The following is a 20,197-nucleotide window of genomic DNA, read 5'->3' on the forward strand; positions in this document are numbered from 1 at the left end:
GTGTTTTCGACGCTTTGATTAACCTCCGCCGCGATGCGGGCGAGGGCGGCGATGCCATCCTCGGTGAAGTCAACCGTCACCTCCTCGGTCCCCATCAGGGCGGTATATTGGCGGGTGAGGGCGTTGTCATGGGGCCTTTGCCCTCGGCCTTCGGGTCGATGATATCGCCGCTCCTCAATTCCCTGCGCTTTCCATTCTGCGGGTTGCGATGACCTGCTCCAGCCAGCCGGTTTCCAGTTCCGGCACCGATGACACAGCCGATCGGTGCAATCGTCGAAGGGCGGGCTGAGCATCTGGCTCTTCGGCCGATACCTGACGATACGGCCCTGATCCATCACGGCGATCGCCCTGACCATGGCGAGGTCATGGGGGATTGGGTGCGTTTCAAGCACGTTAGGACGCGCGTGAGTAACGGACGCCCTCTGGCACATGCTGATCAAAGGCCGAGGCGATAATCCGGGTCAAGGAGCGGCCTTCTGGCAGAATCTCGATGCGCTTTCCCGTCAACTTCACGAATGGCGCGAAGTTTGCGGCCACCTCTTTCAGGCATGGCAGAAGTTTCCCGGCGCGTGGTCCGAATTCTTGGCTCAGGTCGTCGAGGTCCAGCGCGAATGTACACATCAGGTGCTCGATCGCGCCTGCGCGCAGGTGATCCTCCGGGTTCATCTGGTAGCCACGAGAGCCGGGCAAACCACCCTGCGCAATCCGTTGTTTATAGGCGGCTGTTGCAGGCGCGTTCTGCACGTATCCGCCCGGGAAGCGGGAGATCGACGATGCGCCAAGTCCGATGAGGGTCTGACACTTATCTGCCGTGTATCCTTGGAAATTGCGGCGCAAGCGGCCTGTTTCGAGCGCTGTTGTCAGATCATCACCGGGGCGTGCGAAATGATCAATGCCGATGGCCGTCATGCCGGCCGCGATGAATTGTTCCGCGGCATATTTGGCGAGGTTGTAGCGCGCCAGATCATCCGGAAGCGCGTCTTCATCGATCAGTTTCTGCCGTTTGGACACCCATGGAACATGCGCGTATCCAAAGAGAGCAACGCGATCCGGTTCAAAGGTCAGGACCTTGTGGATCGTGTCGTCAATACGTTCGAGGCTTTGATGTGGGAGGCCGTAGACGAGATCAGTGTTGAGCGATCTGATGCCTGCCGCGCGCAGGTCGTTGACACAATCGCGCGTGGCATTGAAAGGTTGCATTCGGCCGATGGCCTGTTGCACTTCGGGATTGAAATCCTGAATGCCGATCGACGCACGGTTCATACCTTCGGCGGCAAGGGCATCGATTTTGGCCCGGTCCACCATCGTCGGGTCGATCTCGACGGAGAACTCCAATGCGTCGGTGGGGGGAAACACCCTGCGTATCGCTTTGGCCAGGCGGTGGATCAATTGAGGAGGCAAGATTGTCGGTGTTCCGCCGCCCCAGTGAAGGTTGCCCATTTTCAAGCCGTCCGGCAGCCTCGTGCGCAGCAGCTCGAGTTCCGCCTCAAGCGTCTCCAGATAGCTTTCCACTGGGCCGAGTGTTTTTGTGCCTTGCGTATGACAGGCACAGAACCAGCACAGTCGCTCGCAAAAGGGGATGTGGATATAGACCGAGACCGGGTCTTTTGGATTTAGCGTTTCGAGTGCGCGGCTCTGGAAGACTGCGCCGGTATCGGGCGTGAAGACCGCAGCGGTGGGATAGGATGTGTAGCGCGGTACGCGCGCATCGAAGAGGCCAAGTGCCTTGAGTGCTTTTGCATGTTCCATACCGTTTTATGAAACAAATCAAAGCAAGGCTCTTTGCCATAGGGCAAACTTTCAAATCACAATGTGCGGCCATTGGGCAATAAGGCTGACAGGGAGAGCATTCTCAATCCTTTTCGGTTTTGGTTTCTGGGATCGCGAGCAGGTGTTTTCACAGGTTCGGCAAAACTTGGTCATTCGCTGCATCTTTTTTTGTCCATGTATGGACCTCAATCGCGGGCGATTTTCTCGATATCTTTCCCTTGGATGCCTCAGAAACCGCAGCGAAGCTATTGATACGAAAAGCAGAGCCTTTCGTCAGCGTTACCTGCTTCCTCAACGCGAGGTCACAATGCTGGCACTCCGATCACGTGAGGGTGGGCCAACAGCAGCCCGGCGAAAGCGGCGAGGCCGATCAGTAGCCGGATGAAAGTTTCGGGCCAAAAGCGCGGGGCATGGAACAAGGGCGCGGTCCGTCGCGCAGTATCAAGGGCGTTCCACTCTGTGACCCCCAACACACGCCGCTTTCGCCGGTCGATCAAGGCCCGGCTTGCAAGGGCAAAACCACCAAGAACGCCGAACAGGATGACATGTGCAAGGTCCCCGTTGGGCAACAGATGTACGCCCGCCCAGATCGCAAGCGCCAGCAGGATCGGGTGCCGCGTCCATCTTACTATGCCGGGCAGGGTGGGATCAAAACTGTTGTTCCGCGCCCCGCCAAAGGAAAACGGATTTGGCCGCGCGACACTAAGCGCAAGCAGCAGGCAAACCGCCAACATGCCCAGATGCGCCGTGTGGCGGTGCCATTCCATCTGCGGCCAAAGTTGCACATAGGGCGCTTCGCCCGCCGACCAGATCAGAAGCGCCAGCATCGCCACTGAAAGGATCGAATAGGCCAGCCCAAAGCCGCGTGTGCCAAGCGTTTGCACAAGGCGGGATTTTACTGCTGGGCGAACCGGGGTCGAATGCGTCAGGAAGAAGGCCGCGAAAACAGCGGTGAAGCCGAACCATCCCATCTTATCTCTCCGGTTTGGGTCGCAAAAGCGAGGGTCCATAGGCAATCACGAATCCCGCGAAGGCCGCAAGCCATAGCGCCCCGGACAGGTGCATAAGATGTGGGGAAACCGAGGCCCAGACCCGCGCCACGACCGAGCCGAAAAGACACAGGTAAATGCCCACGGTCGCCCGGTTCGCGGTTAATGCCCGCCCGGTATGCCCCAGGCTTGCGCGGGTCATAACGGCAAGGGTCATGGCGCCGATGGCCCCCGCCATCCAAAGATGCTGCGCCCCGGCTGTGCCCGGATGTTCCATGATCTGATCAACCCCAAGCGCCAAAGCGCCCAATGGGATGAACAAATAGGCGGCGTGCAGCACCCAGACCAAGGGCTCACGCGCTGTCAGATGTGGTGCCCAACGGGCCTGCCGGATCAGATGCAACCCCCCGAACACAATCAGCGTTGCAGCGGTTTGGGCGGTGAAGGGCTGCCAAACCCAAAGCAGCAAAATGGCAAGGCTGGCCAACAGCACCAGCTTGTCAAACCGTTGCATAGGCGGCGCAGGCCGCGCCGGGTTCGTCCCCTTGGCCAGCCAGTTGCGGGTGAACGACGGGATGATCCGCCCGCCAATCACGGCGATCATCATGATGCCGGTGGCCAGACCAAGGCGCAGGCCGATACCCTGCGCCGCATAGGTGCCGCCCAGGGCCTCGGTGTGAAAAATGCCATTGGCAAGCGTGAACACCGCCAGCAGGCCCAGCACGATCAGGTTGCGCCAGTTCCGGCCCGCTATGATTTCGCGCAGGATCAATCCGCCCAAGACCAGCGGAAAGGCCAGATCAACCACAGGGGCCACCGCCGCGGGCATCAGGCCCGAGGTCAGGACCGCGACGCGCCCGGCCACCCATAGCGCAAAAAGCCCCGCCAGCGGCCAGCCCACCATCGGCAACCGGCCCGTCCAGTTGGGCACCGCCGTCAACAGGAATCCGGCTAAAACCGCGCCCAGGTACCCGAACAGAAATTCATGCGCGTGCCAAGACACCGGGTCCAACCGCGTTGGTAGCGTGATCGCCCCCGACAGGGCGAAAAGCCAAAGCACCATCGCCAGCGCGACCCAAAGCGCGCCGAACAAAAAGAAGGGCCTGAAGCCGAAACTGAAAAGCGCCGGCCCCTGCCACGCCCGCATTTGTTCTGCCGATGTCCTTGCCATCATCTTGCTCCGGTCTTGGCCCGCAGGGTCTTGAGCACGGTTCCGTCACTGGAACAGGTCAGCCTCAGGCGCATGTCATCATGAAAGAAGTGAAGCCGCATTTTCCCGGCGTCCTCGGCTTCGCCGATTTCCAACCGACTGGTGATTTGCCCGCTTTGGATGTCGATCTTCATGGCGCTTCCGTCCCGTCGGAGACATCCATCAGGTGGCGGATATGCCGGGCAAAATACCACGTCGCAGGCAGCCCGATAAGACAGCCCAGCCCAATTGACCAAGCGGTCGAGGCGATCGGCCCACCGATCCAGCTCAAGATCAGTGAGGCGAAAAAGACGTTCACCGCCGCCGCCCCGGCCCCGAAGGGATAAAGCGCCAGCGCGATGCGCCGGGTGGACCACCCTTGCCGGGTCATCGGCGCGATATCAGTCGCTGCACCGCCACCATTGACGCGACAAGCGCAATGCAGGCCAAGGCGTACCAGAATTCGGCGGTGGCCGATTGCGCCTGCGGAATCGGCCGGTCAAAGCCCTCTGCAAAGGCGGGCGACGCAAACAGTGTGGCAAGGGAAAGGATTAGTCTGCGCATGTCAGGTCTCCTGTGTCAGGGTGCGGTAAATGTCGGGCAGGGCACGGGTCAGACGTTCGGGATCGGGCAAAAGGGTGAAGCCGCCGCGCCCGAAGATGCGAGCGAACCAATCCTGCCCATCCTCGTCGATGATGATGCCATGCAGGCTGAGGCCCGCATTGCGGGCCTCGCGCACGGCCATGTGGCTGTCCTCGATGCCGTGCTGACCTTCGTAATGGTCAAGGTCATTGGGCTTGCCATCGGTCAGCACGATCAACAGTTTGCGTGCGCTGGGCTGCTCGGCCAGTTGCGCGCTGACGTGGCGGATCGCGGCCCCGAGGCGGGTGTAGTGGCCGGGGCTAAGCGCGCCGATGTTGGCGGTGACGTCGGGGGACATGGGCGTGTCGAAATCCTTGCAGCGGGTCAGGAATACGCGGTCCCGGCGCAAAGATGAAAACCCCCAGATGCCCAAGCGGTCACCCGCCGCGTCAATGCCGCCCGCCAGCGCGGCCATGGCCTCGCGCGCAACTTCGATCACCGATGTGTTCCCGATCGCCGCCTCGGTCGAACGGGACGTGTCGATCAGGAAGGCCACCGACAGGTCACGCTCGGTCTGCCGGGCCGATTGCCAGATGCGGTCCGACCCGCGCCCCGTTGCGGCAAGGTCCGCACGCGCGGTCAGCAGGGCATCAAGATCAAGCTCGCTGCCATCCACTTGCCGCGGTTGCAATATCCGGCGGGGGCGCAGCGCTTCGAACTGTCGGCGCACCTCGCGCATACGCCGCGCATTGGGCACGAAGGGCGTGCCGCCGGGCCGCGCGGGCGCATCCAGCACGCGGCAATGGTCGGGCATGTAGCTGCGGCTGCGGGGGTTCCACTCGGCATAGGTATATTCACCCGATAACGCCTCGTGGTCGGCATCGGCGGGCGACAGGTCGAGGTGCAGGCGCAGGCGGGTCGCCGCCTTGCGGTCGTGCTTTGACAGGGTGATCTGGTCTTGGTCGTCGGCGGCCTTCTGGGCGTTCTCGTCGTCATCATCATCGACACTGCGGTTGATGTTCATCGACTCGACCCAAGACAGGATCGATTCAAAGCGGTGAATGATGAAACTGTCCTTGCGGTTTTGTTGATCCTGATCTTTGCGCTGGCCCGGTTTGCGGCTGGTATGCGCGGCATTGGGTGGCGGGGCGGCCGGATCAGCCTCCTTGCCGCTGGCCGCAGCACCCGAGCCGGGGGTGCCAAAGCGCAGCCAGATCGGCACCGGGGCTGCTGGCATGTAACCGCGCGCCGCAGTTGGCGGGCTTATCGCGGGTCCTGTTCCACAAAGTTGGTCAAGAATGGCGGCTTCTATCGCCGCCTCCTGGGCGGGGCGGATCACGTTCGGTCGCGCCTCGGCGCACAGCTGCGCCATTTGTTCGTAACTCTCCCGCAAGCCGGGGCAGGCGGCATCGGCGGCGTCGGCGGCTGCCATGTTGGCGCGGATCTGGGCGCAGTCTTGGGCGGGGCCATCCATGGAGAAATCGAACTCCGCGACATCGGCACATGCCGCCAGCGCCGTCAGCCAGAAGAAGGCCGCGCGGTTCAACCGCTCTTCGGGAAAGGTCGCGATGAAGGGGGGCAGGGCCAGACGCTCGCCGTCGAAGCGGGCAAGCCATTCGTGATCGCGCTCGGCCCCCAGTTTGCGCCGCAAGGGGCGACGGTGCGCCGCCAGCGTGGCCGCCACCTCGGACAGTTCAACGCCCGGCGCCCCGCCAAGCGCGCGGAACAGCACCGCAAGGCTGGGCCGGACCGAGGCGAGCGTGACACTCGCCTGCGGATAGCTCACCTCGGCACCGATCTGGCTGGCCATATCGTGCCAAAGGTTGCCAACGGTCTCTTCCGGTTCCATGAGGTCAAGAAGGTGCATCGCGCTTACCCGTAGATCGTTTCGACCAGATCGCGCAGCGCCCGCTGCACATCCGGCTCATCACTCAATGGTTCGATGATGGCGGCCTCCAGCGCCTGAACGACTCCCATGCCACCCGCCATCAGCGTCGCGGCATAGATCAACAGGCGGGTGGAAACCCCTTCCTCAAGGTCCATGCCCGACAGCCGCCGGATATGCCCGGCCAACCGCACCAGTGGTGCGACGCGCCCCGGTTCCAAGCGGCTTTCGGCGGCGACCACGGCGATCTCGGTCTCGGCATCGGGAAAGTCGAAAGAGATCGACAGGAACCGCTGCCGGGTGGAAGGTTTCAAGCGTTTGAGGACATTCTGGTAGCCAGGGTTGTAAGAGGCCACCAGCATGAAGCCCTCGGGCGCCACCAGTTCCTCGCCCGTCCGGTCGATCATCAGGCTGCGCCGCGTGTCCGTCAGCGGGTGCAGAACCACGGTGACGTCCTTGCGCGCCTCTACCACCTCGTCGAGGTAACAGATACCGCCCTCGCGCACCGCGCGGGTCAAAAGCCCATCGACCCAGACGGTTTCGCCGCCTTTGAGCAGGTAGCGCCCGATCAGGTCTGCCGCCGACAAATCGTCATGGCAGGCCACGGTATAAAGCGGCTTGCCAAGCCGGGCCGCCATATGTTCGACAAAGCGGGTTTTGCCGCAGCCGGTCGGCCCCTTCAAAAGAAGGGGCAAACCGTTGTCATGGGCCGTCTCAAAGAGGTCGCATTCGCGGCCCGTGGGTTGATAGAACGGCAGGGTTGGTTTGTTTTCCATGTTCATGGCTCACTCTCCCGGAACAGGGTTTGCAGGGCCGGGGGTGATGACCTCGGACTTTCGAACCACCAGCATCGAATAGATGAACAAGAGCGCCCCGATCACCACCGCAAGGCCAGAGCCCCAGCGCATCAGATAGAAGATCGACAGGCTGTCCTGAACCTCCATGTAGTAGTCACCGATGACGCGTTGCATATGCGTCTGAATGGTGCCGGCGAAGGTCAGCACGAAGGTCATGAAGGCCATCCCGCCGGTCATCAGCCAGAAACTCGCCATGTTCAGCACTTGGTTGTAAGGCGCGCGCTGCCGCAGCATCGGCATGGCATAGCTGAAGACCGCAAGGTTGAGGGCCACGTAAGCGCCATAGAAGGCAAGGTGACCGTGCGCGGCGGTGATCTGCGTGCCGTGGCTATAGAAGTTCACCCCGTGCAGCGTGTGCAAGAAGCCCCAGACGCCCGCGCCGAAGAAGGCTACAGTTGACGAACCAAGCGACCATAGCAAGGCGGCCTTGTTGGGGTGGTTTTTGCGCCCCTTCCAGACCATGACAAAGGCGAAGGACATCATCAGGAAGAAGGGGATCACCTCGAAGGTCGAAAAGATCGAGCCGACCCACTGCCAGTACCCCGGCAGACCGATCCAGTAGAAGTGGTGCCCAGTGCCAAGAATACCCGAGAAAAGCGCGGTGGCGACGATGACATAAAGCCATTTTTCCACCACCTCGCGGTCCACGCCGGTCAGCTTCAGCAGCAGGAAGGCCAGGATCGCGGCCATCACCAATTCCCATGTCGCCTCGACCCAGAGGTGCACGACGAACCACCAGTACATTTTGTCGAGGCTGAGGTTGTCGGGGTTGATGAAGGCAAAAACCCAAAGCAGCGACAACAGCCACAGGCCCATGAGCAGCACACCGGTGATTGCGGTCTTCTTGCCCGCGAGAACGGTCATCGAGATGTTGAGCAGGAAAATCAGCGCGGCCACAAGAATACCGAACTTGACCCAAAGGGGCTGTTCCAGAAACTCGCGTCCACCGTGGATGCCGACGAGGTAGGAGCCGACCGCACCCAGTGTGCCGACAACCAGAATGATAAGTTGGATATAGGCCAGTTTCGGCGACCATATCTCGCGCTCGGATTCCTCGGGCACAAGGAAATAGGCCGCCCCGAAAAAGCCCAGCAACAGCCAGACGATCAATGCGTTGGTGTGGATCATGCGGATCACGTTGAACGGCAACAGCTCCGACAGGAAGTTCGGCGAGACATAGACCCACCCCGCCAATAATCCGCCCGCCACCTGAATGCCGAAAAGCGCCAAGGAGGCGAGGATATACCAATACGCCACTTTCTGAGATTCGTATTTCATTGGTTTGCCTCCTTATCCGGCGTCATTGGGCGGCCAGCCCTGGGTGTCTGTCTGATCGGCCCAGCGCAGGAACTCGGCAAGGCCGCGAAGGTCTTCGTCGGTCATGTCATAGGCGGGCATCTGGCGGCGTCCTTCGATGCCGCTGGGCTGACTTTCGATCCATCCCTTGAGCATCCAAAACGCGTCCTCTGGGCTGTCTTGCACGCCCCAGCGGGTCATGACGTTGCCAAGTTCAGGCGCGAAATAGGCGCCTTCGCCATGCAAGCTGTGGCAATTGATGCAGGAATGTTTTTCCCACACGTGCTTGCCGTGAACGACCTCCTCGCTCAGTTCCATACCGGCGGTCGAGGTTTGCACCACGTAACGGTGCGAATGGACGGTCATCCCCACAAAGACCACGACAAAGAATATCGAGCCCCCGTAAAAGATATTTCGCGCCCGCGATTTCGTGAGAATTTCAGCCATGTTCGGGCCTCCTTGAAGTCGGGATGCCCTCTTCCTAGCGGTCCGCCCAAGACCGAAGTTTGCGCCAGCACAACGTTTAACGCGATTGGTGGCCTAGGGTGGTGCGGGAAAGGAGGTACGCCATGGCCCGTATTCGCTTGGACGATCCCGACCTGCCCTTGGAAGACCTGATGCGCGAATGGCCGCAAACGATAAGCGTCTTCATGCGGCACAGGATGCTTTGTGTCGGCTGTCTGGTCAGCCCGTTTCACACCGTGACAGATGCCTGCGCGGAATATCAGTTGGACGAAGACTTGTTTCTGGCCGAATTGATGCGCGCCGCCGGTCTGGCGTGACCGGGGTTATTTCTGGGCCAGCACGACCAGCGCATGAGGGTCGCGCACCACGATCCGCTTGCGCCTGCTTTCGACCAGCCCCTGCTTCTCCCAGCCACTCAGAAGGCGGCTGACCGTGTGCAGGGTTGTGGCCGTCAATTCCGATAGGTCTTGGCGCGTGATCGGGAAATCAATCTCGATTCCGTTTTCGACATTGCGGCCCGTCTGGTTGATCAGACGTAAGAGTGCATTGGCGACACGTTGCTCGACTTGCTGGGTGGCCATTTCCACGACCTTGTTCTGCACTTCATTCAGTCGATGGCCCAGCGTCTTGTAACTTTCGGTGGCAAACCCGTCGTATTCTGTCACGAAACTGTCCCACAAATGCATGGGCCAACTCAGGGCGAGCGATTCCGACGCGGTCATCGCTGTCGCCGGGTAGGTATCGCGCCCGATTGCACGCGCGATACCCAATAGCTGCCCCGCCGGTATGTGAAGGGAGGTCACCTGCTCCCCGGTCGACGTAATGCGCACCACCCGGACATACCCATCCAGCAGCATGTAAAAGCGGTCCGCAGGGTGCCCTTCCTGAAAGATCGCGACACCTTCTTCGTACCGTCGCGATGACGCCCGATCGAGAATTGCGCGAATCTGCCGACGGTCGAGCCGCGAGAAGGGCGGCAGATGCGTCAGCAGACTCTCGTCGAGTCGCGGCAAGGTTTTTTTCGAAGGGGTTGTGTCCATTTTGCGTGTTTTGCCACAACGCGGCGTCCCGCACCATATGCAGTTTTGCAGATCATCTTTTGGAAGTTTGTGCCAGAGCAAAAAGCGCGCTGCACAGACGCGGTATCTTTCCCTCAATCGAAACGCGATCAGAAAGGAAAGACCAATGATCCGCAAAGTGGCAACCGGCCTCGCACTTGCCAGCCTTATGGGGGCCGCCGCCTTCGCCGAGACATACGAAGTCAAGATGCTCAACAAGGGCGCCGATGGCGAACGCATGGTGTTCGAGCCTGCCTTCGTGCAGGCCGCGCCGGGCGACACGATCAAGTTTATCGCCGCCGACAAGGGCCATAACGCCGAAACCGCCAAGGGCATGCTTCCCGAAGGCGCGGAAGGTTTCAAAGGCAAGATCAACGAGGAAATCGAAGTCACGCTGAATACCGAAGGTGTCTATGGCGTGATCTGCAAGCCGCACTACGCCATGGGCATGGTGATGACCATCGCCATCGGTGACGTGGACGCGCCCGGCGATTTCCTCGAAGGCCGCGTGCCGAAAAGGGCCAAGGCCCGCTTCGAAGACCAACTCAACAACATGTGACGCATCGATGCGCGCGGGATGGCCTGCCGCATCACCCAATCCCAGGAGGATAGAATGACCAAATTCATCAACCCAGGTCTTGCACCAACCAGCCGCCGCAACGTCTTGCGCGGCTCGCTTCTGGCCGGTGCGGCCGCCGTCAGTGGCGCGGGCGCATTCGCCGCGCGCCGTACGCCTCAGCCGCTCAAGGCCGATGCGGTGTCGCGCAACCTGCACAAGGCGGCGGCCGACGGTGCAACCGAAAGCACCGCGAAACCCGCCGACCTGTCCGGCTATACCCGCGTCAAACAGGAACTCGTGGCACCCCCCTTCGCGCCTGAACACGAACAAGTCGCCACCGGCGGGCCCAAGATCATCGAGATCACCATGGTCACCGAAGAACGCCTGATGGTCGTCGACGAAGACACCGGGGCCAGCGTCTGGGCACTGACTTACAACGGCTCGGTCCCCGGCCCGCTGATCATCTGCCACGAGGGCGACATGGTCGAACTGACCCTGCGCAACCCCGAAAGCTCGATGATGGAACACAACATCGACTTTCACGCCTCAACGGGTGCGCTGGGCGGCGGTGGATTGACCCATGTCTACCCTGGCGAGGAATGTGTCCTGCGCTGGAAGGCGACGAAACCGGGTTGCTTCACCTATCACTGCGCCCCCGGCGGTGCGATGATCCCCTACCATGTCACCCACGGCATGAACGGGGCGATCATGGTGCTGCCACGCGACGGCCTGAAAGATGCCGAGGGCAATCCGCTGCGCTATGACAGCATCGCCTACATCGGCGAACAGGACTACTATCTGCCGATGGACGAAAACGGCGACTACAAGTCCTATGACGCCGCAGGCGACGACTACGCCGACAGCCTTGAGGCCATGCGAACCCTCGTGCCGACCCATCAGGTCTTTAACGGCGCGGTCGGGGCCCTGACAGGTGAAAATGCCCTCAAGGCCAAGGTTGGTGAAACCGTCTTGATGGTGCACAACTCGTGCAACGTGGACAGCCGCCCGCACCTCATTGGTGGCCACGGCAACTATGTCTGGGAAAGCTCCTTCACCGATCAGCCCCTGACCGGAATGGAAACATGGTTTGTCCGCGGCGGGAGTGCTGCGGCAGCGATGTACACCTTCGAGCAGCCGGGCGTTTACGCCTATGTGAACCACAACCTGATCATCGGCGCGATGCTGGGCGGCACCGCACACTTCGTCGTCGAAGGCGAGTGGGACAACAACCTGATGGAACAGGTTGTGGCACCGCGACCCTTCGCAACCTGAGTATAAAAGGAGCTGACGAATGACCGCCGCGAAAACATGCAAGCCTGCCCTGAAGTCGTCCCTTCGTTTGGTTGCTTTGCTTGTGGTCGCGGCGGTTGTTCTCGGCGCCGCGCTCATCGGGCGCGGCGCCGGGCATGATCCGGCGCTTCTGCCGGACATGGCCGAAAGCCCCGTCACCCTACCCAACGGCACGCACCTTTACGTTCAGAAATACGAGGTCAGCGTGGCCGAATGGAACACCTGCCACGACCAAGGCGGCTGTACCCTGCGCCTGCGTGTGCGGCCCGACCAAGAGGCACAGACAACCCCGGCCACGGGCCTGAGTTATCTTGACGTCTCGGAATACCTGCACTGGATCAATGATGCGACGGGGGCCACCTTCCGCCTGCCCACGGCGGACGAATGGGCCGAGATGGCCCGGCCCGTGCTGCCAAAAAAGGCCGACCCGGCCTTCACCGATCCCTCGCTCACCTGGGCCTCGGCCTACCTGACCGAGGGGATAGCCCCACGCGCGCTGAAGCCACAGGGCAGTTTCTCGATCTCGCCCGAAGGCATCTGGGATCTCGACGGTAGCGTGTGGGAATGGACACAAGACTGCTTCGCCGGGGCATCGGGCGAAACCGACTTGTCGCGCTGCCCCGCGTTCTTCGTTGGCGGGGAACATATCGCCGCGATGTCCTACCTGATACGCGATCCCGCCCGCGGCGGCTGCGCCGTTGGCGTGCCTCCGGCGCACCTCGGCATGCGGCTCGTTAGCGACAAGCCGATCAGATGGCAGTGATTCAGTCGCTCCTTATGCCGGCGGTCTGCATTCGATGCGTACAAGGTTTTGTTCGCTCACCTTTAGCGACCACACGGTGACTACAGCTGGTGTAATCTTTGGTGCTCTCAAATCAGCAAATATACATGCGGTATTCCGAGCTCTGCTTTGGTGGTGCTGCACTGTAGCTTTCTGTCCAGTTCACTATGGCCGCATCGGGCCGTCCGTGACGACGGCCGATGCGGCCTTTGTTACAAGCAGAGCGCAGTGCGTGAATGGCAGGTAAGGTTGGTGTTTTCATGATGGACCCTCCGATCCACCACGCCCTCCCATATCGACAACCAGACGTTGACAAGGCACCATATCACATGGTGCCGCGTTGCAGCCGAGGTCAGATTGTGAGCCCATGTTTGCCAATCCACGGTCTATTGATGATAACCATTCGTCGGAAATCCTAGGCTCGCCGATTGGGCCAGCCTTGGGTGCATCGCGTTTGTGTCGCGCGCCAGTGAATTGGATCAAGCACTTTAGCCCAAACGCTGGATCGCCGCGCCGCGGCCCTGCGCTGTCGCGGCCGTTCAAATACTGCTGAAGATGTGGCTTGTCCCGCTCTTCAGACGCCACAATGATCTTTGACGAATGCCCGCTCACCTCAAAGATCACCCCATTCACCTTCCTCATCCCCGCATCTCGCGGTAAAATCCACATTAGAGATGGATTATCCGAATTCGGTGTACTATGGTATGCCGAAACTTCAGAAAGCGTGGAATCATGGCTGAAAACACTCCTGACATTATCTATACCAAGGTCGACGAAGCCCCCGAACTGGCTTCGGCCTCCCTTCTTCCGATCATCGAGAGCTTTGCCAAGGCGGCGGGCGTGAGCGTCGGGACCAAGGATATTTCCCTTGCCGGGCGCATCATCGCCACCTTCCCCGAGGTTCTGACTGAAGAACAGCGCCAGTCGGATGACCTTGCCGAGCTGGGCAAGCTGGTGAAGACGCCAGAGGCCAATGTGATCAAGCTGCCCAATATCTCGGCATCGGTGCCGCAGTTGGTGGAAGCGATCGAGGAATTGCAATCTCAGGGTTATGCCCTGCCCGATTACCCTTATGAGCCTTCCAATGACGAAGAGAAGGCCATTCAGGCCAAGTATGACACGATCAAAGGCTCGGCGGTGAACCCGGTTCTGCGCGAAGGCAACTCGGACCGTCGTGCCGCCGCGGCTGTGAAGAAATACGCCCAGAACAACCCGCATCGCATGGGGGATTGGAGCGCCGACAGCAAGACGCGCGTGGCGTCGATGTCGGGTGGTGATTTCTTCTCGAACGAAGTGTCGGCGACTCTGGACGGGGAAGCGACCGCCAAGATCGTTCTGGAAGGCGCGAATGGCGAGACCGTGTTGAAAGACGGGGTTTCCTATCCGGCGGGCACGGTGGTGGATGCCACCTATATGAGCGCCAAGGCGCTGGATGCTTTCCTTGCTGAAGAGATTGAAAAGACCAAGCAAGAGGGTGTTTTGTTCTCGCTGCACATGAAGGCGACGATGATGAAGGTCAGCGACCCGATCATTTTCGGCCACGCGGTCAAGGAATTTCTCAAGCCCGTTTTCGAGAAATACGGCGACGAGATGAAGGCCGCCGGTGTGAACCCCAATTCGGGGCTTGCCGCTTTATTGGATCGGGTGGCCGACAAGCCCGAGATCAAGGCCGAGATCGATAAGGTCATGGCCGAGCGTCCGCCGATGTACATGGTGGATAGCGACAAGGGGATAACCAACCTGCATGTGCCGTCGGACGTGATTATTGACGCGTCGATGCCGGCGCTGATCAAAGCGGGCGGCAAGGGCTGGGGCCCGGATGATGCACAGCACGACACCAATTGCGTGATCCCGGATAACTCCTACGCCCCGGTCTATGACGAGGCGATCGCGTTCTTCAAAGAGAACGGCAAGCTGGACCCGGCCACCGCAGGCACGGTGCAGAACCTTGGCCTGATGGCGCAGAAGGCCGAAGAATACGGCAGCCACCCGACCACCTTTGAAATCCCTGAAGACGGGGTTGTGAAGATGGTTCTGGACGATGGCACGGTGTTGCATGAGCACAAGGTTGAGGCCGGGGATATCTGGCGGTCTGCCAGCGCGCGCAAGGCACCGATCGAAGATTGGGTGAACCTTGCGATTGAGCGTCAGAAAGCCACCGGGTATCGTGCGATCTTCTGGCTGGATGAGGGCCGCGCCCATGACGCCGAGCTGATCAAATACGTCAAGCCGATCCTTGAGGCGAAGGGCGTGACCGACAAGTTCGAGATCATGGCCCCGCGTGAGGCGACCCGTGCCAGCCTTGAGACCATCACCAAGGGCGAAAACACCATCGCCATCACCGGCAACGTGTTGCGCGATTATCTGACCGACCTGTTCCCGATCCTTGAGCTGGCCACCTCGGCCAAGATGCTGTCGATCGTGAAGCTGATGAATGGCGGCGGGTTGTTCGAGACCGGCGCCGGTGGCTCGGCGCCTAAGCACGTTGACCAGTTGATGGAAGAAAACCACCTGCGCTGGGATAGCCTTGGTGAGTTCTGTGCGCTGGGCGAAAGCTTCAAGTTCTTGGCCGATCAGAAAGACAACGCCAAGGCGCGTGTTCTGGGTGATGCGGTTGAGGCGGCGACACAGGGTATCCTGGACAATGGCCGCAGCCCCTCGCGGAAAGTGGGTGAGCCGGACAACCGCGACAGCCACTATTGGTTCGCCCGCTACTGGGCCGAGGCACTGGCCGCGCAGAGCGACGATGCCGAATTGGCCGCGCATTTCGCACCGATTGCCAAGGCCCTGGCCGAAAAGGAAGGCCAGATCGTTTCCGAACTGGCTGCGGCACAAGGCCAGCCTGCGGATCTGGGTGGCTATTACCACGGTGATCCTGCCAAGGTGGCGGCTGTGATGCGCCCCTCGGCCACGCTGAACAGCATTATTGGCTAATCGGTTTCGGGCCGGGTGATCCCCGGCCCAAACAAAAACGCCCGGGCCTTTGGGCCTCGGGCGTTTTCTTATTGGTGCTGGTCCGGCTTAGCCGTAGACCGACTCTTTGCCGAAGTGCTTGGTCAGCATGTAGTAGACCACGGCACGGTACTTGTTGCGCTCGGAGCGGCCATAGGTTTCGATCACTTGGTTGATCGCGTCCATCAGTTGCGGACCATCGGCAAGGCCCAGCTTCTTGATGAGGAAGTTGTTCTTGACGGTTTCAAGCTCTTCGGGTTGGCCGGCGGCGACGGTCGAGGCATCCGCGTTATAGATTGCAGGACCACAGCCGATGGTCACCTTGGTCAGAAGGTCCATATCCGGCTGCATCCCGCATTTGTTGCGCAAGTCGTCAGCGTATTGTGCGATAAGGTCGTCGCGTTTGCCCATTTGTTTTCTCCCACCAGAAACCGGCGATGTGCCGGTGAAATGTTTCAAAATCAAAGCGCCAATATGGTGCTAGAGGCACGATAGCGCCTGTTTTTGCGTGCTCAAAGGGAAATATTGGCACCACTTCCCCTATAGAGATTATCGGCACAGGCCCCAGCCCGTGGCTTGTAGGTGGAAATGATCGGCATGCAGGTTGTTGTAATCCGGACCAAGCGCCAAGGGAAACCAGATACAGGCACTTTCGAAGGCATCGCGCAGGAAGGCCGATTTGGCATCTTCGCCGGGCCAGTCGCGGCGCAGGTCCACGAGGGTGCCATCAGCAAGGCGAAAGCCCGAGACATCAATTGCATTCGCGGTGGCATGGCTGCTCATCCGGTCACTTTCACCGGCGCTGGTGCGCATTTTTCGGCAACTATAGCTGGAATAGTGTCTGATCTCGATCACCTCCCGCCCCAAGTGGCGACGCGCGGCGGTCTGAAGGCCATGCTGTTCCCACATCGCGAGGCGCAGGGCGGTTTGGCACCGTGTCTCGAATGCCGCCAGTGTTGCATCGCCGATTGAGCTAAGGGCCAAGCGGGGCTGAATATGGCATTCTTCACTGTCGAACAGGGGTGGCATTCGGGAGACATGCGCCACCTGCTCCAACGCAGCGAAACAGGCGTCATCGCGCCGCAACGCTGCGCGCAGTTTCCACGAGGTCAGCGCGGTGACCGGAGCATTGACCTGCAAAGGTTTGGTCGGGTTCCATTCATCCGGCAGCGGCGTTTCGGGGTGAAACAGAGCCACACCACCCCCCAAAACAGAAATCAAAACCCCCACACGCAAAACCGCCCGGCGCAGGGCCGGGCGGATGATTTTCCAGTCATAGCGCATCGCAGTCAGTAACGATAATGCTCGGGCTTATAGGGGCCTTCGGGTTTGACGCCGATATAGGCCGCTTGTTCGGGGTCCAGCGGGGTCAGCTTCACACCAATCCGGTCAAGGTGCAGGCGCGCGACCTTTTCATCCAGATGCTTGGGCAGGATGTAGACCTCGTTCTTGTATTCCTCACCGCGCTGCCACAGTTCGATCTGCGCCAGTACCTGATTGGTGAAGCTGGCCGACATCACGAAGGACGGGTGGCCGGTGGCGTTACCAAGGTTCAAAAGGCGGCCTTCGGACAGAAGGATGATCCGGTTGCCCGAGGGCATTTCGATCATATCCACCTGTTCCTTGACGTTGGTCCACTTGTGGTTTTTCAGGCTGGCCACCTGAATTTCATTGTCGAAGTGGCCGATGTTGCCGACGATCGCCATATCCTTCATCTCGCGCATATGCTCGATGCGGATGACGTCTTTGTTGCCGGTGGTGGTAATGAAGATATCCGCCGAGGATACCACATCTTCCAGCAAGACCACCTCGAAACCGTCCATCGCGGCTTGCAAGGCACAAATCGGGTCAACCTCGGTCACCTTCACGCGGGCGCCGGCACCGCGCAGAGAAGCGGCGGAACCTTTGCCCACATCGCCGTAACCCATGACCACGGCAACCTTACCGGCCATCATGGTGTCGGTGGCGCGCCGGATACCATCGACGAGGCTTTCTTTACAGCCGTACTTGTTGTCGAACTTCGACTTGGTGACACTGTCGTTCACGTTGATCGCCGGGAAGGGCAGTTGGCCATCGCGCACCAGTTGGTAAAGGCGGTTGACGCCGGTGGTGGTTTCCTCGGACACTCCCTTGATCTGATCACGGACCTTTGTGAACCAGCCGGGGCTTTCTTTCATCCGCTTGGCGATTTGCGCCTTTATGACTTCCTCTTCTTCAGAGGACGGCACGGGGATGATATCCTCACCCGCTTCGGCACGCGCGCCCAGCAGGATGTAAAGCGTGGCGTCGCCACCATCGTCGAGGATCATGTTGGGACCATCGTCGAACAGGAAGGATTTATCCAAGTAATCCCAATGCTCTTCCAGCGTCTGACCCTTGATCGCGAAAACCGGCGTGCCGCCCGCGGCGATCGCCGCCGCCGCGTGGTCCTGCGTGGAGAAAATGTTGCACGACGCCCAGCGCACATCGGCGCCCAGCGCTGTCAGCGTTTCGATCAAAACGGCGGTCTGTATCGTCATGTGGAGCGAGCCGACGATGCGCGCGCCTTTCAGGGGCTGTTCGGCGCCGTATTCTTCGCGCAGAGCCATCAGGCCCGGCATTTCGGTTTCGGCGATATCCAATTCCTTGCGGCCATAGTCCGCAAGCGCGATGTCTTTAACGATATAGTCCTGTGCCATCCGGGTGGCTCCTTGCAATCTGTAATCTTGCCGTGCAGATAGCACCGGTCAGTTCCTTCGGCAACGCCAGAGCCGCACAAGTGATGCGGCGCGACAAAGAGGCCACGATGAAACAACCCCGTGCATGGCAGAAGATGCTGTCCGGCAGGCGGCTTGATCTGCTCGACCCGACCCCGGTGGATATCGAGATCGAGGATATCGCTCATGGCCTGAGCTTCGTTGCGCGCTGGAATGGGCAGACCGTCGGGGACTATGCCTATTCGGTTGCCGAGCATTCACTCTTGGTGGAGCGGCTGTTCACGCGACTCAACCCCAGAATTGACGCCAAGTGGAAGCTGGCCGCGCTTTTGCACGATGCCCCGGAGTACGTAATCGGCGATATGATCAGCCCGGTGAAAGCCGCCGTTGGCCCGGGGTATGACGAGTTGGATAAACGCCTGACGGCGGCGATTCACATCCGCTTTGGCCTGCCTGCGGTGATCCCGATGCAGATCAAGAAACAGATCAAGAAGGCAGACAAGATCAGCGCTTGGATGGAGGCCACGCAGATCGCCGGGTTTTCCACCGCTGAGGCCGACAAGTTCTTTGGCCGTCCGGTGGCCGATGTTATCCAGGGCTTGCAAATCGTCCTGCGCCCACCGCTGGAGACACGCCGCGATTACGTGACGCGCCATAACGTTCTGCTGGAGGAGATCAGGTGATTCACATCCGACCGGCCGGGCCGATGGATGCCCGCCAGATGGCCGAATTGCTCAATGCCATTATCCGCAAGGGCGGCACCACCGCCTTTACCAACGAGATCACACGCGGCACAGTTGTCGAATGGCTCGAAACAGCTCCCGCCAGGTCCATCTGGCATGTGGCCGAGGATGAGGCGGGCCAGCTTCTGGGTTTTCAATACGCCAAACCGCACCCCAATCTGCCGCCGGAGACCTGCGATATCGCAACCTTCGTCAAGCTGGGCACAACTGGCCTTGGTATTGGTTCGAAACTCTTCGAGACCACTAAAAGCGCCGCCCACGCGCTGGGCTACAAATGGATCAACGCGACGATCCGCGCCGATAACGCCGGGGGGCTGGCCTATTACCAAAGCCGCGGATTCGAGGATTACGACCGCCTGCCCAACCAAACCCTTGCCAATGGTCAGGTTGTCGACAAGATTTCGAAACGCTTCGATCTCTGAAGCGCATCGCTTTTCATCTTTCCCAAAATACTCCCGCCGGAGGCATCCAACAGGTGCAAAAAGCGCGAAGGTTTGATTAACGCGGGCTGCGCTTTGCCAGAATCCGTTGCAGCGTACGGCGATGCATGTTCAACCGACGCGCGGTTTCAGAGACATTGCGATCACACAGCTCATAAACCCGCTGAATATGCTCCCAGCGCACGCGGTCCGCGCTCATCGGGTTTTCTGGCGGTGGCGGCAGGTCTTCGCCCTTGGCCAAAAGCGCACTGGTGATGTCGGTCGCATCGGCGGGTTTCGACAGGTAATCGGTGGCCCCGATCTTGACGGCAGCGACGGCGGTGGCAATCGCGCCATAGCCCGTGAGAACCACGATGCGGCTGTCGGGGCGTTTCTCGCGGATCACCTCGACCACATCCAGACCATTGCCATCCTCAAGCCGCAGGTCGCACACCGCATAGGCGGGCGGTCGGGCCGTGGCAATTGCAGTTCCCGCGGCAACGGACCCCGCGGTTTCCACCTCAAAGCCGCGCTTTTCCATGGCCTTGGCCAGACGCCGCAGAAACGGCTCATCATCATCGACGAGAAGAAGCGAGCGATCCTCACCAAGATCGTGCAAATTATCGGACATTCAGCCGCTCCTCCCGTTCGCGCTCACCTACACTC

23 protein-coding genes and 1 pseudogene are annotated in these 20,197 nt (G+C 60.3%); 7 read left to right on the top strand and 17 right to left on the bottom strand.

Features of this window, described 5'->3' with window-relative positions; genetic code table 11:
* Positions 1-174 precede the first annotated feature (174 nt).
* The 11 genes and pseudogenes from QZ498_RS17075 to QZ498_RS13775 form a co-directional block, all read right to left on the bottom strand.
* Positions 175-374 (bottom strand): annotated as a pseudogene (locus tag QZ498_RS17075) (ABC transporter); the annotation flags it as partial.
* A gap of 19 nt (positions 375-393) precedes the next feature.
* Positions 394-1,749 carry an oxygen-independent coproporphyrinogen III oxidase gene (hemN, locus tag QZ498_RS13730; RefSeq protein ID WP_294623184.1) on the bottom strand — a complete coding sequence of 452 codons (1,356 nt, stop codon included), beginning with the start codon at positions 1,747-1,749 and terminating at the stop codon, positions 394-396.
* A gap of 323 nt (positions 1,750-2,072) precedes the next feature.
* Positions 2,073-2,741, bottom strand: a complete 669-nt coding sequence (locus QZ498_RS13735; protein ID WP_294623186.1) for an NnrU family protein — start codon at positions 2,739-2,741, stop codon at positions 2,073-2,075.
* Between the two features lies 1 nt (position 2,742).
* Positions 2,743-3,930, bottom strand: a complete 1,188-nt coding sequence (locus tag QZ498_RS13740; protein WP_294623188.1) for an NnrS family protein — start codon at positions 3,928-3,930, stop codon at positions 2,743-2,745.
* Positions 3,930-4,103 carry a DUF6522 family protein gene (locus tag QZ498_RS13745; RefSeq protein ID WP_294623190.1) on the bottom strand — a complete coding sequence of 58 codons (174 nt, stop codon included), beginning with the start codon at positions 4,101-4,103 and terminating at the stop codon, positions 3,930-3,932. The genes QZ498_RS13740 and QZ498_RS13745 overlap by 1 nt, the downstream gene beginning before the upstream one ends.
* A complete protein-coding gene (locus QZ498_RS13750; RefSeq protein ID WP_294623192.1) occupies positions 4,100-4,339 on the bottom strand; it encodes an NnrT protein in 240 nt (79 codons plus the stop codon). Before QZ498_RS13750 ends, QZ498_RS13745 begins: the two co-directional genes overlap by 4 nt.
* The gene (locus tag QZ498_RS13755) at positions 4,336-4,512 is read right to left on the bottom strand and encodes a protein NnrT (protein ID WP_294623194.1); all 177 of its coding nucleotides are present in this window, start codon (positions 4,510-4,512) and stop codon (positions 4,336-4,338) included. The genes QZ498_RS13750 and QZ498_RS13755 overlap by 4 nt, the downstream gene beginning before the upstream one ends.
* Before the next feature lies 1 nt (position 4,513).
* Entirely contained in the window at positions 4,514-6,397 is a 1,884-nt protein-coding gene (locus QZ498_RS13760; RefSeq protein WP_294623196.1) for a VWA domain-containing protein, read from the bottom strand.
* A 5-nt stretch (positions 6,398-6,402) separates the two neighbouring features.
* Positions 6,403-7,197: a CbbQ/NirQ/NorQ/GpvN family protein gene (locus QZ498_RS13765; RefSeq protein WP_294623198.1), complete on the bottom strand. Its 795-nt coding sequence runs from the start codon at positions 7,195-7,197 to the stop codon at positions 6,403-6,405.
* A 3-nt stretch (positions 7,198-7,200) separates the two neighbouring features.
* Positions 7,201-8,550 carry a cbb3-type cytochrome c oxidase subunit I gene (locus QZ498_RS13770; RefSeq protein ID WP_294623200.1) on the bottom strand — a complete coding sequence of 450 codons (1,350 nt, stop codon included), beginning with the start codon at positions 8,548-8,550 and terminating at the stop codon, positions 7,201-7,203.
* A gap of 12 nt (positions 8,551-8,562) precedes the next feature.
* A complete protein-coding gene (locus QZ498_RS13775; RefSeq protein WP_294623202.1) occupies positions 8,563-9,015 on the bottom strand; it encodes a cytochrome c in 453 nt (150 codons plus the stop codon).
* Between the two features lie 122 nt (positions 9,016-9,137).
* Between QZ498_RS13775 and QZ498_RS13780 the strand changes: the two genes are divergently transcribed.
* A complete protein-coding gene (locus QZ498_RS13780; protein WP_294623204.1) occupies positions 9,138-9,350 on the top strand; it encodes a DUF1858 domain-containing protein in 213 nt (70 codons plus the stop codon).
* A gap of 6 nt (positions 9,351-9,356) precedes the next feature.
* Here the strand turns inward: QZ498_RS13780 and QZ498_RS13785 are convergent, their stop codons facing one another.
* The gene (locus tag QZ498_RS13785) at positions 9,357-10,073 is read right to left on the bottom strand and encodes a Crp/Fnr family transcriptional regulator (protein WP_294623206.1); all 717 of its coding nucleotides are present in this window, start codon (positions 10,071-10,073) and stop codon (positions 9,357-9,359) included.
* Between the two features lie 145 nt (positions 10,074-10,218).
* On the opposite strand from QZ498_RS13785, the gene QZ498_RS13790 reads away from it, so the two are divergent.
* From QZ498_RS13790 to QZ498_RS13800, 3 genes are read left to right on the top strand one after another with little or no spacing between them, the layout of a single operon-like run.
* Entirely contained in the window at positions 10,219-10,650 is a 432-nt protein-coding gene (locus tag QZ498_RS13790) for a pseudoazurin (RefSeq protein ID WP_294623208.1), read from the top strand.
* A 54-nt stretch (positions 10,651-10,704) separates the two neighbouring features.
* The gene (nirK, locus tag QZ498_RS13795; RefSeq protein ID WP_294623210.1) at positions 10,705-11,922 is read left to right on the top strand and encodes a copper-containing nitrite reductase; all 1,218 of its coding nucleotides are present in this window, start codon (positions 10,705-10,707) and stop codon (positions 11,920-11,922) included.
* A gap of 19 nt (positions 11,923-11,941) precedes the next feature.
* Positions 11,942-12,703, top strand: coding sequence for an SUMF1/EgtB/PvdO family nonheme iron enzyme (locus QZ498_RS13800; RefSeq protein ID WP_294623212.1), 762 nt, complete (start codon positions 11,942-11,944; stop codon positions 12,701-12,703).
* Positions 12,704-12,815: 112 nt separating this feature from the next.
* On the opposite strand, the gene QZ498_RS13805 is transcribed toward QZ498_RS13800, so the two are convergent.
* Positions 12,816-12,983 (bottom strand): hypothetical protein, encoded by a 168-nt coding sequence (locus QZ498_RS13805; RefSeq protein WP_294623213.1) that lies wholly within the window; start codon positions 12,981-12,983, stop codon positions 12,816-12,818.
* Between the two features lie 470 nt (positions 12,984-13,453).
* On the opposite strand from QZ498_RS13805, the gene QZ498_RS13810 reads away from it, so the two are divergent.
* Positions 13,454-15,655: an NADP-dependent isocitrate dehydrogenase gene (locus QZ498_RS13810; RefSeq protein ID WP_294623215.1), complete on the top strand. Its 2,202-nt coding sequence runs from the start codon at positions 13,454-13,456 to the stop codon at positions 15,653-15,655.
* An 87-nt stretch (positions 15,656-15,742) separates the two neighbouring features.
* Here the strand turns inward: QZ498_RS13810 and QZ498_RS13815 are convergent, their stop codons facing one another.
* From QZ498_RS13815 to ahcY, 3 genes are all read right to left on the bottom strand, one after another.
* On the bottom strand, positions 15,743-16,084 hold the full coding sequence (locus QZ498_RS13815; protein WP_154150834.1) for a DUF2853 family protein: 342 nt from the start codon (positions 16,082-16,084) through the stop codon (positions 15,743-15,745).
* Between the two features lie 138 nt (positions 16,085-16,222).
* The gene (locus tag QZ498_RS13820; RefSeq protein WP_294623218.1) at positions 16,223-16,957 is read right to left on the bottom strand and encodes an extensin family protein; all 735 of its coding nucleotides are present in this window, start codon (positions 16,955-16,957) and stop codon (positions 16,223-16,225) included.
* Between the two features lie 5 nt (positions 16,958-16,962).
* Positions 16,963-18,351 carry an adenosylhomocysteinase gene (gene ahcY / locus QZ498_RS13825; protein ID WP_294623220.1) on the bottom strand — a complete coding sequence of 463 codons (1,389 nt, stop codon included), beginning with the start codon at positions 18,349-18,351 and terminating at the stop codon, positions 16,963-16,965.
* Positions 18,352-18,458: 107 nt separating this feature from the next.
* On the opposite strand from ahcY, the gene QZ498_RS13830 reads away from it, so the two are divergent.
* Positions 18,459-19,052 carry an HD family hydrolase gene (locus tag QZ498_RS13830; RefSeq protein WP_294623222.1) on the top strand — a complete coding sequence of 198 codons (594 nt, stop codon included), beginning with the start codon at positions 18,459-18,461 and terminating at the stop codon, positions 19,050-19,052.
* Positions 19,049-19,534, top strand: coding sequence for a GNAT family N-acetyltransferase (locus QZ498_RS13835; protein WP_294623224.1), 486 nt, complete (start codon positions 19,049-19,051; stop codon positions 19,532-19,534). The genes QZ498_RS13830 and QZ498_RS13835 overlap by 4 nt, the downstream gene beginning before the upstream one ends.
* Positions 19,535-19,610: 76 nt before the next feature.
* On the opposite strand, the gene QZ498_RS13840 is transcribed toward QZ498_RS13835, so the two are convergent.
* A complete protein-coding gene (locus QZ498_RS13840) occupies positions 19,611-20,162 on the bottom strand; it encodes an ActR/PrrA/RegA family redox response regulator transcription factor (protein ID WP_294623226.1) in 552 nt (183 codons plus the stop codon).
* Positions 20,163-20,197: the final 35 nt, after the last annotated feature.

This window comes from uncultured Roseovarius sp. (assembly GCF_913057115.1).
Taxonomy (GTDB): Bacteria; Pseudomonadota; Alphaproteobacteria; order Rhodobacterales; family Rhodobacteraceae; genus Roseovarius.